Below are 14,576 nucleotides of genomic sequence, written 5' to 3' on the forward strand. Positions count from 1 at the left end.
GATGAAAATGAAAAATATAAAATATTTACTCGTGGCCATGGGGCTGTTGTTTATCGGCACGGGCTGTAAAAAATTCCTTAATGTAGTACCAATAGATGCGCTATCGGGAAATAATTTCTGGCAGACCAGAAAAGATGTAGAAGGTTTTACCAACGGTATTTATGCCAGACTTAGGGATAAAGTTGGCGGAGGCGTATTAATGCCTGCGCTTGATGTTAGGGGTAACTTTGTTAAAACAGTGGGTACTATTGATAATAGTGGAAACAATGTTTTTAATAATTTAATTAATAACAACTTAAAGTCTGTAACAACCGCCAGCACTACCTACGATAACAGGTTAAAAGCCATTATGGATTGGAAAGCCTGGTACGATATTATTGCGGCAAGCAATATCTTGTACTATGAAGTAGATAATGTACCATCGGGCAATTTATCCGATACCGACAGAAAAAGATATAAAGCAGAAGCCGTTTTTATGCGTAACTTAAGCTATATGTTTATTTGTAAGTTATTTGGCGATGCCATTTACTATACTGAAGCGTATAATAGTAAATCATATGCACGTACACCACAGGTAGAAGTAATGAAAAAATGTATAGCTGATATGAGCGCCGTAAAAAACGATTTGCCAACAGCCTATACCGATGTTTCGCTTACCGGCTTTAGACCAACCAGGGCAAGTGCAGTGGCATTGTTAATGCACTTAAATATGTGGGCAGCTGCATGGGATAACGGCGATAAAAGCGGTTATTACAAAGCAGTTGTAGCTCTGGGAACCGAAATGGCTACCTATACTAACTATTCGCTCCTGCCAATTAACGAACAAAATACCATGCGGATTTTTAAAGGCCGTACCAGCGAAAATCTTTTTGGTGTGCTACAGGATTATAACTACGGCGAAACATTTGTCGCATATGCCAATTATTCGTATTTCTTTTCACATTATCCATATCGGGGTGCAATCAGTAAAACGACTAGTTTTATGGCCTATGATAAAGATTATATAGGCAAGTTATTTCCGGCGGGAGTACCTGATGCCAGGTTTACCACCTGGTTCGAAAATGCCAATTCGGATAATAATACTTTTCAGTTTAAAAAGTTTATTAACGTTTATTCAACAGGTTCAGGATCGAGTTTAACCGTAAATAATGATGATAGTGCTGTTATTTTTCGCTTACCTGATGTGCTGTTACTCGCTGCTGAAGCGGCTGCAGAGCTTAGTGATGATGCTACAGCCCAGGGCTATGTAAACCAGGTTAGATTGGCGGCCGCTGCCCCTGCACTCATTTCAACAGGAAGTGAATTGAAAGATGATATTTACAGGGAGCGTTGCAGGGAACTCATTGGTGAAGGACAGTTTTTCTTCGACCTTGTGAGAACAAAAAGAGCCATTAATACCGAATTTTCAAAAGCGGTAATTAGTGTAAGCAATTTTAATGCTGGTGCCTGGACATGGCCTTTAATCATCAGTGCAACAGAGCGTGCTGCAAATCCTAATTTAGTGGGTAATAACTTTTGGAACTAAGAATATGAAAATACAGAACAAAAATAAATCAATTTTACTCCTGTTGGCAACTGCTTTGTTGCTTTTCGGTAGCTGTAAAAAATATTATTTCGATACAGGTGTGCACGATCCAAAGTATAGCGGAAGTACACTCGCTTACATGAAAGACAAAAAGCCTTTTTTTGATAGCACACTTACTGTAATCAATTTGGCTGGTATGAATGATATACTGGATAAAGAAAATGTAACTTTTTTTGCACCACCAAGTGGTTCGGTTTTTAAAAGCATTAAAAGATTAAACCAGTATTTAAAAAATAATGGAAAAGATACGGTATCCAAACTCAGCCAGATTAAACCTGAAGTTTGGAGAAATACACTCTCTCAGTATATTTTTAAAGGTGCATTCCTGTTAAAAGATTACCCTCAACGCGATACATTAGCATATATCGCTTATCCGGGCCAGAACTACACTTCATATGCTGGTCGTATTATGAATGTAGGGGCAATTTTTAACGATGCAGCAGGTGTGAAATATGCGGGTTACCGCCAGTTATACCTGGCTTATATCCCGGATTTGTCCAATCCGCAGGTGGCTTTACAGAATAATCCTGTGGCAACATCTGATATCCAGACGAACAACGGGGTAATCCACGTGCTCACCAAAATTAAACATAACCTTGGTTTTAATACCGATACGTTTATAGATCAGGTAGTAGCATCTGGTATTTTGCCGCCAACACCATAGCAAATATTTATTAATATAAATGAACTGATACATGTTAACAAACATAAAATATAGAATAAGCTTATTGGTTGCAACGGCGGTTTGCCTTGCCAGCTTAATGGTTGCTTGCAAAAAAAGTGAGGGACTGGCCGATGATCCTTATGCAGGTGGTAAACAGGTTTTAGGGATTACTTTTATCTCTAAATCAACCGATCCTGATATTGTAAGTGCAGGCACGACATTAAATCTTCAGGTAAAGGGCTTAATGAAATACAAGGATAATTTTAAACTGTATGTAAATGAGATCGAAGCTGAAGTATTAAATTATACCGATAGTACGATACAGTTTAAAGTGCCTTTAGTGGCCAGTACAGGTAGCGTTTGGATTACTTCCCAAGGGCAGAGCTTTTTTGGCCCGATTGTTAAAATTGGCGGTAAAGTGGCTGTAGATCCTTCATTTAAGATTGTAAACGGAGCAGGATCTGTTTCGGGCTCAGGAGGTACAACGGTTTACGACGCAGAGAAGCTGCCAACTGGTTTGTTCTGGTTAACAGGCAGCTTTAGCAACTTTGAACAAAAAGGTACAGCAGCACTTCCAAATGGCGGTATCGTCCAGATAGATGCAGATGGGGCTTATAGCACCTCAGGTGTAAGTTTTGGTAAAGGTGCTGTTGGTGCTGGTCAAACCATTTATTCCATTAACCGCATTACTACGGGTTCTCAAAATGGTAAATACATTGTGGCCGGCAGTTTTACAGCCTACAATTCTACCCGTACCAATCGCCAAACATTGAACAACATTGTGAGATTAAATTCCAATGGTAGTTTAGATACCATAAAAACTGCAGATAAAGATGCATTGGGTAACTCTTTGGTGCCCATAGTTAATCCTAAACCAGAACAACTGTGGAAAAACGGCGATACCGTTGCCGCATTTAATGCCGGAGTTGATGGTATGGTGAGGAAAACTTTTGTATTTGGCGAACAGATTTACATCATTGGTAATTTCCAGAATTTTAAGCGAATGTATTATCCAAACTCTACTTATGATGATAAGGTGTATGATGTAACCAGAATGAAACAGATGGTTCGCGTGAATGCAGATGGATCAATGGACTCAACTTTCCATTATAATAAAAACACACGCCAAAGTGCTGCTGGAGGTAATGGAGCAATTATCGATGCAATGATGCAGACTGACGGTAAACTGATTCTGGTGGGTAGCTTTAGCTCGTTTAATGGCGTTACGGCAAACCGGATTGTACGTTTAAATCTGGATGGTTCTGTAGATCAGAGTTTCAACGCTGGTGCCGGTGCTGATGGTGATGTTTATTCTATCCGTTACAATGCAACCACCAATAAAATTGTGGTTTGTGGAAACTTCACAAGTTTTAATGGAAAGGCATCTTCTGGTCTTGCACTGCTTAATCCTGATGGTTCTACTGTAAGTACATTTACGGGGGCACTGATTACAGGGGGCTTAGCCACTTTTGCCTCACAATTAAACAACGGAAAAATTCTCGTAGCGGGCTCATTTAATAAATATGGAGATTATTTACGCCAGGGTTTTATGATACTTGAAGCAAATGGACAACTGGCAGTAGGATACAACAATACCGGCGGTTTCCAGGGCAGGGTATACGATATGATCGAAACACCAGTGTCAAATGGTTCTCAGGTTGTTTTGGTGGGCGATATCAGCAGGTTTAATTCCATATTGCCACATAACGTACTCAGATTAATCATTTCTAATTAACTGTACACTTTTAATTATATAGATATGAAAAGAAATATAATATCAGTTTTTAATATAAAAACGATGAGTGCTGCACTCGTTTTGGGATTTGTTTTACTCCATTCGGCCTGCAACAAAAATTTTGATAGTGTACTACCTACCTCATTCAAAAATGATACGCTTGGTTTAGGTACTAATGCTAAAAAAGTATTGTACATTATATTAGATGGCGTTAAAGGTTCGGTAGTGAGCACTTTAGCTCCAACTAATCTTACTCAAATTACTAATAATGCAATTTATTCTTATGATGGTGTAGCCGATTACCAGAGAAATGCGATAACCAATGCAGCATCCTGGACAACTATGCTTACTGGGGTAGATTATACCAAACATAATGTTACTACAGAGGCTTTTACAGGTTTAAATCTGCAAACTGCCCCGACATTATTTACTGGAATTAAATCAACTATACCAACTGCAAGAACAGTATCGTTCGGATCAACAGCAGCGTTTAACGATAACCTGGCTGCTGATGCCAGTGTTAAACAAACCCTGTCTGATGATGCAGGTGTTAAAACTGCAGTGATTACGGAGTTAACAACCAGTAACCCGTCATTATTAGTGGCACAATTTCATGGCGCTGAAACGGCTGGTGCTGCTAATGGATATACCGCGGCAACAGCAGCATATGCCACTGCCATTAATACATTAGATGGTTATGTAGGAGAAATCTTAGCTGCATTACGCACCAGGAAAACCTATGCTAACGAAAACTGGTTAGTAGTAATCGCTTCCAACAAAGGTGGCGGTCCTACTTCAGGTGGTAATGCCGGATCAAATATCTATGCTGATGATTCCCGTAATACTTTCGTGGCTTTTTACAACCCTAAATTTAAACCGAATGCCGTAGTGAAACCTGATGTAAGTAACTTGCCTTATGCCGGAATTGGCCCTAAGGTAAATGCTACCAATGGTGCGGTACAAAGTGATCCTAATTTTTTAAATTTAGGTACTAATATTGAAGCTACCATCCGTTTTAACATCCGTTGGGATGGAAGTGCCGGAAATTCGGGGTACTGCGCAATTCTCCAAAAAAGAGGATTGACTAGTGGAATAACCGGAGGCGTACCGGGTTGGGCCTTTATAAAAGATGATGGTGGTATCATTAGTTTTAATACGAGTTTCCCAGGGACTACTGCTAACACCCAGGCAAAAGGGCCAACATCTCAAAAGTTAGATGATGGAAAGTGGCATTCTGTTGCAGTAAGGTTCTTTAATAATGGCACTACCCATACAGCCAGTATGTTTGTTGATGGTATAGCTGCGCAAACCGCTAATTTAGCCCTAACCGTAAGTGGAGCTAATGGAAATTTAAATACCACAGCACCTTTACAGTTTGGAAAATATACTGGTGTGGATTGTTTTATTACCGAATTTGCAGTTTATAATATAGCCATTCCGAATGCCGATATTATAGCGGCGAGTAAAAAAACACCTTTAACTCCCATAACAGATCCATATTACAATAATTTAATAGCCTATTTTAAAGGTGACGAAGGTGTTGGAAATGTAATAAATGATGTGACTGGAAAATCACCTAAAATGAATTTAGTAGGAACACCTAACTGGACGAGTTTTGCTGATATCTCTCCAAATCTCTCTCCGGCAATCTCTGAAGCCGCTTTTAAAGCTGTGCCTAACGGTGTTGATATTCCGGTGTTAATCTACAATTGGATGAATATTGCTGTACCGGCCCAATGGAGTTTAATGGGTAAATTTTATAACCCTTCAGTTACTTTTCCAACAAACTAATTAAATATTAGAAATATGAAACTTAATCATTTCACTATATCATGTGCTGTTACGTTGTTGTTAGGGGTAACAGCCTGTAAAAAATACGGTTACAACATTCCGGATGGTTACCCTGACGATTCTCAGAATGTTGCTGCAGGCAAGATTGACACCAATATGAAGGTGATCGATAAGTCGATGTATGCCAAAGCACGGGTATTCCCGGGCTTAGTCGATCAATCGGAGCCCCGTGTACAAAATGCCAAGTTCACATTGGATTTAAATTTTACGGATCAAACTACCGACAATCTGCGTATTTCGGTAGCGCCAGAGCCGCAGTACAGTACAGGTTACTACGCTGCACCAGGCGAATTGGTTAAAATAGAGGTTCCGGCAGGGATTGAAGGTTTAACTGTTCAGGTTGGAGGGCATACCGATAATCTCGCAGGGAAATCTCCATTATTAAGAGATCCGGTTGTTTATATGCGTCAGCAATTGTATGCTGGTGCTAACTATGTACGTAATTTGTATGGTGGTACCATTTATATCCGTGCGGGTAGAGCTTATCCTAATCCTGTAGAATTTACCATTACAAACGCTTGTGTTTCTCCTGATTTTATCCTGGGACAAACCGTCGATGCAGACTGGGTAAATAAAGTAAAAGCTTCGCAGGTACCCTGGTTAGAGTTACGCAGCAAAAGGGTAATTTTCCTGGTACCGAGAGATAAAATTGTAGCTACCTTTTCATCATCAGAACCTTATACTAACCCAACAGTAGCTTTCGGCAAATGGAACGATGTATTCGATCTGGATTATAATGCCTGGATGGGTTTATCAGATAATGCGCCAGATATAAAAGACAGAAGCCCGCAGGGGCCGTGGAGAGGGGTATTGGATATTCAGTTATCAGCAGGTTATGGTCACAGTGGTTTTCCTTTTGTGGGGTTAAATGACAGTGAGTGGTTTAAAAGCTTTACGAGCTTAAAGTCCATCAGTACCAGTTCTGGTCAATGGGGTTCTTATCACGAATTCGGACACAATTGCCAGCAAGGTAAGGTATGGAGCTGGAGTACTTTAGGCGAAACCACCAATAACCTGTTCAGTTTTAAAGTAGCTAATAGGATAGGGGCTGATTATAACATTCTTCATCCGGCAGTTTCAAGCGGTTTTCCACAAGCTATTGCTTATGCCTCCGGTGCTGGGGTTAAAAATTTCGATACAGATGTGGCCATGAACGATCCGTTTAAACGGATGACGCCTTTTGTGCAGATTTTTGAAAAATATGGTTATGGTGCCATGACTTATTTGTATTCGGAAGCCAGACATGCACCACGCTTAAACACCAGCGATATCACCATGCATAATTTTGTTTACGAGAAATTATCTGATTATACACAAATAGATTTAGGACCATTTTTCGATGCCTGGGGTATTTTAACCAGTCCAACTGTAAGAGATAAAGTTGCTGCAAAATACCCGCAATTAAATACACAGATATGGACATATAATCCGCTTAATAAAACAGGGGGTACGGCTGCTATTGTACCGGTAATCGTTTCGGTAAGTTCAAATCAATCTAATGAAGGTGCTCCGGCAAATATGTTAGACGGTAACAACACAACTTATTGGCACTCACAGTATTCGCCTGCGCCAACAGCTGCACAAACCTATCCTTTCACAATTTTGTTAAGCCAGGGTAACCGAGCATCGGCAAAAGGTATGTATTTCTTCCCAAGAAATTCTACGGCACAACGTCCGAAAGATATCGAGGTTTTCGTGAGTAATGATAATGTAACTTTTACCAGCGTAGGTACAGCTCAGATACCAAATGCATTTGCCAGATACGATTTCTTATTCCCTGCAGGAGCAGTTAATGCTCAATATTTCAGGGTAATTCTTAAAAACAGCTGGACAGCCAACAATACGTTAGCATCATTATCAGAAATAGGTGTAATTAAATAAACAGTAAAGAGCTAAGAAAATGAGAACAAACAATAAAACTTCAATATTCATAGCCGGTACCTTCGCTTTGTTGGCAGGTGTTTTAGGCTGTAAAAAATACGATAACCCACCACCTGTTTACGAAGATTTGATTCGAACTGTCGGTAAACAAAGAAAAGTATTGGTTATCGGAATCGATGGCCTTGGAGGAAATGAATTACAAACCATTGCACCTGCAAACTTTACGGCGATGCAAAAAAATGCCAAATACTCCTTCAGTACCAATAGCGGTATTTCAGATGCTGGCGGCTGGGTAAGTATGTTAACCGGTACCGGATTTGTTAAACACCAGGTGCAGAACGATAATTTTGAACGTAGTCGCAATCCGAATGATGATGATCATACGCCAACCACTTCTTATCGCAATATGCTGGATTATATCACCCAGTTTAAAGCGGTAAAAACAGGTGTGGTAACCCCATGGGTAAACTTACGCAAATATTTAAGTAATGCCGATTTTGCTCCCGTAGTAAGTACTGATATAGCCGTAAAAGATAGTACGATTGCCATATTAACTAACCAAACAGGCCTGGGCACATTAGTAGTTAATTTTAGGGATGTAGAAACAGCAGGTGTAAATGGGGGCTTTTCTGCAGCAAATGCAGCTTATAAAAGCGCAGTAACTACAACTGATGGTTATATAGGCGATATTATGACTGCTTTGAAAGCCAGAAAAACCTATAGCAATGAAGATTGGCTTGTGATTATAACCAGTAACCATGGCGGTAGCAGTACCTCACCAACAAATGGTTTTATGATGACCTATAATCCTTCGTTAAAGCAACAGGAACTGAAAAAAATGGGATTTAATACGGTTCTTTTTAACAATACGGGAATTTATGCAGAGGTGCCAAGTGATAACGGTCTTTATGATGGTGGAGGACAAACAAACGAGTTCACCGTACAGATGCAGGTTAAATTTTTAAGTACAACCAGTTATCCGTGTATTTTGTCAAAAGGAACGGGGATTGACGGGAGCGCCCAAACGGGATGGCTATGGCTTGAATCGGGTGCCGCAATTGGATCCAGCTGGGGTGGAACATTAAATGCTTCTGGTGTAGGTAGAAGTCAGATTGATGTGGCATTAACAGGGGCAGATGGTAAATGGCATACCGTTACCTTTACAGTTAAAAATGTGAATGCCACTACGCGGACGGTTACCACTTACATGGATGGAGTGCAAACTGCAACCGGTAATATCGCTACTCATAAAAGTTTATCAGCACTTTCTGAGAAATTGAGAATTGGGTTTAAAAAAGTTGATGGTTCAGGTTCAGCAAATTTTTATGCTGCAAATCTGGCATACTTTAATACGGCCTTGTCTACAGCAACGATTTTAAATAATATTGCCTTAAAGGATATTAAACAACACCCTAATTATGCCAACTTAACAGGCTTCTGGCCTATTGATGAAGGTGCAGACGGCCTTATCGGAAACAAAGCTCCGGGAGGATATAATATGGTGTTATCTGGTCAGTACAAATGGACATCCCTTGGTATAGATGTACCTGCAGGCACTGTTCCGGATCCTAATTATGTAGCATCAGCTAAATCTTATGTGTCTTCTTTAGGTGATGTTTCAGCACTTTCGCTGTATTGGATGAACATTAAAATTTTAGCAGACTATGGTTTTGATGGTAACCCTTTTCTGAACCAGTACGAAGTAGAATTTTTAAAATAGTAGTTAGTTTAGTTAGTGAGACCCTTGCCGCCTTGTGGCGGTAAAGGGTTTTTTTGTTTATTCTTATTAAATACCGACATCAAATAAGCAATAATGAACCACGCTTTTTGATTGATTGCTGATATAAGTCGTCGCAAAATATTTAACCTATAAGGAAGTAATTATAATTAATTAACACTTAAAATTTAAACTATGAAAATTAAAACATTAAAAGAAGTAGAAAGCAATTTTGAAATTTTGACCAATGAGGAGAAAGCTGCTATGCTCGGCGGAACAGGAATTTATAATCCAACAGATACGACACAGTATTGGGGGGATCTGGATTTCACAAACGCTGGTTATATCACTTATTTTGAAGATCAGGGTACAGGAAGCTCTGGTGGTTATGCCATAACCTATCAACCCGGAATTGACGGCTCTCCTTCAGGACTTGGTGATTACCAGAATAATAGATTTCAGCTGCTTTATGTTACCGAAGATTTTAAAGGATATTATGAAGATACGCTTACAGGCGGTTATTTTTTAGATAGATATAACGAATCTTTTAAGTTTGACTATTCGGCCCCTTCTTCAGAGCCAGGTTATAATACCGTTACCGCATACTACGATGAGTTTACCAGCGGCTATGTATATTTTTACTCTATTTACTAATTTCTAAGTAAATAAGCGCGGTGCTAAGTACCCAAGTTTTAATATTGTTTAATTAAACACCATACCTAAAATTTAAACCATGAAAATTAAAACATTAAAAGAAGTAGAAAACAATTTTGAAATTTTGACTCACCAGGAGAAAGCGGCTATGCTTGGAGGAACAGGCATTTACAGCCCAACAGATCCTACAGTGTATTTAGGGGATATGGATTTTACAAATGCTGGTTTTATAACCTATTTTTATGATGATGATTATTGGAATTCAGGAGGATATGTAGTTGCTTATGAACCAGGGATAGATGGCGGTGGCTTTACAAGTGGCTATGGAGATCCTTATAATAATAGATTTCAAATCTTATTTGTAACAGAAGATTATAAGGCATATTATGTAGATAATGTTACAGGCGGATATTTTTTAGATGCCTATAATCAATCGTTCGCTCATACCTATGACATGCCTTCAGACGATCCGAATTATACGACCATACATGAATATTATGATCAGTTTACCGGTGGTTATGTTCGTTTTTATTCAAATTAACAGTATTCCAAACAAATTTATAAATCAATAAAATAATTAAACTTCAATCTTTAAACTATGAAAATTAAAACATTAAAGGAGTTGGAAAACAATTTTGAAACATTAACTCAAAATGAGCAGCTTTCAGTTGCAGGAGGTCTGGGGATATACAATCCTGCGAATCTATCAGAATATCTTGGAGATTTCGAAATAGGGGGATACATAACATCCTTTTACGACGATGATGTTCATTCGAAAGGAGCATATGTGGGCATAAATGGCTCTTCTCTGGAATTTGTAGGCGATTACGATGATAATACACCCGAGAGATTATATTTTCAGGGAGTTACTGAAGATCGAAAGGCAGTTTATTATGACTATGTGACTTCAGGTTATATAATAGATCAGTTCAATCAATCTTTTGCTGCTCTTCCTTTTGATGCAACGATGTACGCAGATCAGTTTTCTGGTGGTTACGTATTTTATACATCCGCTTATTAATACGCTTCATGCAAAATAAGTCAATCTTAGATGCCATAAATAAAACTGTTTTAACAGATAATAATTATCCATTAACGCAAAACGGTTTAGATTTGCGAAAACATATAAAATCTATCTTTTATATTTTTAGATATGCCGAAAGTTATCAGGATGAATATTATAATCACCTGGGTTTTGCCCTGGTGGAGGAGTTAATAACACATTGTGGCAATCTTAAGAAAAACTTACCTGTTACGATTTACCCAGTGATTGGACTTTATTTATTAAAGTTCAATCATTGGGGTTTTATGAATTTATCGCTTGATAAATTGCTGGCAGAAATAGATCATCATTGTATTAAGCTGGTTACCGTGCCACAAACAAGATTTAGCCTGGCTTTAATAGCGATGCTCTATATTGAACAAAGAAACCTTCAACAGACCTTACCAAAAGATCTTTATAATCGTTTAAAAATAGCCTTTTCAAAAAGAGATACCCTGAATTTAGATAAAGATGAAAATATCAATAACGTTATTTTTAGTCTTCATTTGTTAAAAGCTTTTGATAAGAATTATATAAAAACCTATAATTTTTTCTTTCAGGAGTTTAAGAAACGGTTAGCCTTAAATGTTATCCCTTTAAATAGTGATTTAGCATTCGTGTTAAACGCAATAGGTGAAACCGAAGGACTAGGTGATGTGAATGATAAAATTGCACCTAAGGATTTTTTGGATGAGCTATTGATGAAGAACCTTAAACAAGAAAGTATACCAAAAGTAGAGAAGGGCCTGCTGGAGCAAAATTTAAAGCGTGCAACTTATTACCAGAAAATAGACTTCGGCATAGAAATGTTATTTGCGCCCAAAAGAGATTTTAAAGAGCAATATGATTACTACAAATTGCTCAATTACCTATGAAAAAAATTTTCTTATTTGAAACCCCGTCTGACGCCGTTGGACATGGTATTGGTACCTACGCCAATCAACTTATAGAAGCACTCGCTGAAAAGGAAAGTTTTTTTAAGTTGTATTTTGTTAAAATTGTATTCAATGAAGTTGAAGACTTTTTGATAAAGCCAATAAATGCCAATGTAAACGAAATAAAAATCTCTTTTAAGGATAAGCTGATTAAGCCAAACGTAGAAGTGCCCATTAAGCCTGTTTTAGCGAGAAAGATTTTCTGTTTATTGGGGGAATTTTTTAAAGATCCGGCTGATATCGTTTTTCATTTAAATTTTGTTTTGCAATACGAACTCGGAAAGTTAGCCAAGGAATATGATTTTAAATTAATTTATACCAATCACGTTTCATTATGGCGGGTTTTTTATGAAAATGATTATGAGAAGTTCTTAAAAGAATGGAGCAATGTGGCTCCTAAGGATAATCATGAGAAGATGCGGATAACCTCTATCCAATTCGAAAAAAGAATGTATCAGATTGCCGACCATGTAATTTGTTTAAACGAGGATAGTAAATCCTTTATGAAAAAACATTACAGCGAAAATGCTATCGAAAAAATTTCAGTGATTGCAAATGGCTTAAATTTGAAAAACCCAGTTAAGAAGTTTGATGTGCCGGCTCAAAAGCGAAAAATGGGATTTGATGAAAATGATTTTATCTTTCTTTTTGCCGGCAGAATGAATAAACAAAAGGGACTCGATCTATTGGTTAAAACATTTGGCAAACTTTTGAAAAAGATACCAAATGCTAAATTACTTATTGTTGGGGCAGGAGATTATGGGGTATATACCAAAATGTGTGCTGATTTTTGCGCCAGAGTAGTGTTCGCCGGTTATGTAGATCAATCGAAAATTAATAATTATTATTCAATTGCCAATGTGGGCCTGGTTCCTTCCTTTACCGAACAGAGCAGTTTTGTCGTACTAGAAATGCTTTCTAATCAACTTCCTATAATCGTTTCGGATATCCCTGCATTTGAAAAACCTTTTGAGGATAAAATAAATGTGATTAAAGTAGAAACAGATACTTTAGGCAGAGTTGACGAAAAAAATCTTGCCGCTCAGATGTTAAGCCTTTACAAAAATGAGGAACTGAGAAATAAACTGAGTAAAAATGCTCAGGCCTTATTTGAAGCACACTTTACCGCCAGGCAGATGGCAGAAAAAACCATTGAACTTTATTTAAGTTAATTTTTATTTATTCACCACATATTTGAGGTTATCAAATAATCTTTGAATTAATTTTCGGTCGTTGGTGATAATTTCGGCGCTGCCTTTGGCTTCGGCTTTAAAATCGAGCTTTTTCCCATAATTGGTTTTAAGGCCATCATCAAATTTCACTAAAGCGAGGTAGGTCTCCATATCTCCCTTTTCTGTTTTCTCGGTGTTGGTGGTAATGGAAATAGAGGTAACGTGGCCTTTTATGCTCCCATACTCCATGTAAGGATAATTGTCTAGTTTCACAATTACTTCCTGACCGATCTTAACCTTTCCTGATCCATTTGCAGGTAAAACAACCTGGCCAATCGGGTCTTCATTATTGGGTATAATGGTGAATACCTGTTCGCCACTTTGCAAGAATTGATTTTCGTTATAAAATTTTAAAAACTGTACTTTCCCGCCAAATGGTGCCCTGAAAACATAACGTTGTTCCCAGCTTTTAATATTATCAACAAGATCGTTATAGGCAGAAATAAGTTTAATATTCAACTCATCGTTTTTCTCCGGCTTTTGAATATCTAATTCTTGTATTTTTCCCTCAGTTTGCTGGCTACCTTGTTTGGTTTGCACGAGGTTATTAATGGCAGCCTGCAGTGCATCCTTACTAGAGATGTAACTCATTTCTGTTTTATCCAGTTCAGCCTCACTGATGACCTTGTTTTTAAAAAGTGTAGAGTCTCTTTGATAAAACTTATGGGCATAGGTTAATGATTTTTTAGCCATTTCGACCCTGTTTTTGGCACTCTCCATCGCTTTTTCCTGTTCTACCAGCAGATCTGCCAAATTTTGCCCTTGTTTGTCAAATAATTTATCATATTTATAATTGGTGTATTCCTGCAGGCTACTTACAAAAGCATAATACTTGCTGTTTAACTCACCTAAGGATAAAGTACTCGGTAACCGGTTTTTGAGTATAAGAATAGACTCTTTGGAAGGATTAAAGCCTTTAAGCATACTATCTATATAAAAAACAATGGCCGGATTTGTAGGGTTTTCTATATAAGCAATAATTTGTCCCTCTTTAACCACATCCATTGATTTAATTCCATTCAGCTTTAACTTGCCGCTGCCATTCGCAACCAGCTTAATAGGTGAGATATTTGAATTGATAACAATTTGTCCGGGCACAACATCCGGATAGCGTACAAGCCAGCCAAATACAAAAAGTAATATAAAAATAAAACCTACAATTATACTTACCCATAAACCGAACTTAGTGGGCATTCTTTCTATAATATGTTGTACCTGCTCAGTACGCTGTTTATGGTGATAGATTTCAGAATCCTTGTGCATTTTGTTTATATAAGGTA

General features: G+C 38.0%; 12 protein-coding genes. 11 read left to right on the plus strand and 1 reads right to left on the minus strand.

The features are described 5' to 3' along the window. Positions 1-7 precede the first annotated feature (7 nt). The 11 genes from AC04QZ_RS18260 to AC04QZ_RS18310 all read left to right on the plus strand — a co-directional run bounded on the left by AC04QZ_RS18260 (position 8) and on the right by AC04QZ_RS18310 (position 13,236). Positions 8-1,525, plus strand: a complete 1,518-nt coding sequence (locus AC04QZ_RS18260) for a RagB/SusD family nutrient uptake outer membrane protein (RefSeq protein WP_478358924.1) — start codon at positions 8-10, stop codon at positions 1,523-1,525. 4 nt (positions 1,526-1,529) lie between these two features. Next, the gene (locus tag AC04QZ_RS18265; protein WP_478358925.1) at positions 1,530-2,249 is read left to right on the plus strand and encodes a fasciclin domain-containing protein; all 720 of its coding nucleotides are present in this window, start codon (positions 1,530-1,532) and stop codon (positions 2,247-2,249) included. A 31-nt stretch (positions 2,250-2,280) separates the two neighbouring features. Next, positions 2,281-3,984, plus strand: coding sequence for a DUF5008 domain-containing protein (locus AC04QZ_RS18270; protein WP_478358926.1), 1,704 nt, complete (start codon positions 2,281-2,283; stop codon positions 3,982-3,984). A gap of 24 nt (positions 3,985-4,008) precedes the next feature. Then, positions 4,009-5,775: a LamG domain-containing protein gene (locus AC04QZ_RS18275; RefSeq protein WP_478358927.1), complete on the plus strand. Its 1,767-nt coding sequence runs from the start codon at positions 4,009-4,011 to the stop codon at positions 5,773-5,775. Between the two features lie 15 nt (positions 5,776-5,790). Beyond that, complete coding sequence (locus tag AC04QZ_RS18280; protein ID WP_478358928.1) at positions 5,791-7,716, plus strand: M60 family metallopeptidase; 1,926 nt, start codon at positions 5,791-5,793, stop codon at positions 7,714-7,716. Between the two features lie 19 nt (positions 7,717-7,735). Next, entirely contained in the window at positions 7,736-9,436 is a 1,701-nt protein-coding gene (locus AC04QZ_RS18285) for an alkaline phosphatase family protein (RefSeq protein ID WP_478358929.1), read from the plus strand. Positions 9,437-9,628: 192 nt separating this feature from the next. Next, positions 9,629-10,087: a hypothetical protein gene (locus AC04QZ_RS18290; protein WP_478358930.1), complete on the plus strand. Its 459-nt coding sequence runs from the start codon at positions 9,629-9,631 to the stop codon at positions 10,085-10,087. A 79-nt stretch (positions 10,088-10,166) separates the two neighbouring features. Continuing rightward, entirely contained in the window at positions 10,167-10,628 is a 462-nt protein-coding gene (locus AC04QZ_RS18295) for a hypothetical protein (protein ID WP_478358931.1), read from the plus strand. 57 nt (positions 10,629-10,685) lie between these two features. Beyond that, the gene (locus AC04QZ_RS18300) at positions 10,686-11,108 is read left to right on the plus strand and encodes a hypothetical protein (RefSeq protein ID WP_478358932.1); all 423 of its coding nucleotides are present in this window, start codon (positions 10,686-10,688) and stop codon (positions 11,106-11,108) included. Between the two features lie 8 nt (positions 11,109-11,116). Beyond that, complete coding sequence (locus tag AC04QZ_RS18305) at positions 11,117-12,004, plus strand: hypothetical protein (protein WP_478358933.1); 888 nt, start codon at positions 11,117-11,119, stop codon at positions 12,002-12,004. Beyond that, entirely contained in the window at positions 12,001-13,236 is a 1,236-nt protein-coding gene (locus tag AC04QZ_RS18310) for a glycosyltransferase family 4 protein (RefSeq protein WP_478358934.1), read from the plus strand. Before AC04QZ_RS18305 ends, AC04QZ_RS18310 begins: the two co-directional genes overlap by 4 nt. Before the next feature lie 3 nt (positions 13,237-13,239). Here AC04QZ_RS18310 and AC04QZ_RS18315 read toward each other — a convergent pair whose 3' ends face one another. Next, positions 13,240-14,559, minus strand: a complete 1,320-nt coding sequence (locus AC04QZ_RS18315) for an HlyD family secretion protein (RefSeq protein ID WP_478358935.1) — start codon at positions 14,557-14,559, stop codon at positions 13,240-13,242. Between the last annotated feature and the right edge of the window lie 17 nt (positions 14,560-14,576).

The sequence above is a fragment of the Pedobacter folensis genome, from assembly GCF_056490665.1.

What these genes read in the sequence shown, in the direction of transcription:
- AC04QZ_RS18295 (WP_478358931.1), top strand. Translation starts at nt 10,167, where the DNA reads ATGAAAATTAAAACATTAAAAGAAGTAGAAAACAATTTTGAAATTTTG.
- AC04QZ_RS18270 (WP_478358926.1), top strand. Translation starts at nt 2,281, where the DNA reads ATGTTAACAAACATAAAATATAGAATAAGCTTATTGGTTGCAACGGCG.
- AC04QZ_RS18285 (WP_478358929.1), top strand. Translation starts at nt 7,736, where the DNA reads ATGAGAACAAACAATAAAACTTCAATATTCATAGCCGGTACCTTCGCT.
- AC04QZ_RS18315 (WP_478358935.1), bottom strand. Translation starts at nt 14,559, where the DNA reads ATGCACAAGGATTCTGAAATCTATCACCATAAACAGCGTACTGAGCAG.
- AC04QZ_RS18260 (WP_478358924.1), top strand. Translation starts at nt 8, where the DNA reads ATGAAAAATATAAAATATTTACTCGTGGCCATGGGGCTGTTGTTTATC.
- AC04QZ_RS18305 (WP_478358933.1), top strand. Translation starts at nt 11,117, where the DNA reads ATGCAAAATAAGTCAATCTTAGATGCCATAAATAAAACTGTTTTAACA.
- AC04QZ_RS18300 (WP_478358932.1), top strand. Translation starts at nt 10,686, where the DNA reads ATGAAAATTAAAACATTAAAGGAGTTGGAAAACAATTTTGAAACATTA.
- AC04QZ_RS18310 (WP_478358934.1), top strand. Translation starts at nt 12,001, where the DNA reads ATGAAAAAAATTTTCTTATTTGAAACCCCGTCTGACGCCGTTGGACAT.
- AC04QZ_RS18290 (WP_478358930.1), top strand. Translation starts at nt 9,629, where the DNA reads ATGAAAATTAAAACATTAAAAGAAGTAGAAAGCAATTTTGAAATTTTG.
- AC04QZ_RS18275 (WP_478358927.1), top strand. Translation starts at nt 4,009, where the DNA reads ATGAAAAGAAATATAATATCAGTTTTTAATATAAAAACGATGAGTGCT.
- AC04QZ_RS18280 (WP_478358928.1), top strand. Translation starts at nt 5,791, where the DNA reads ATGAAACTTAATCATTTCACTATATCATGTGCTGTTACGTTGTTGTTA.
- AC04QZ_RS18265 (WP_478358925.1), top strand. Translation starts at nt 1,530, where the DNA reads ATGAAAATACAGAACAAAAATAAATCAATTTTACTCCTGTTGGCAACT.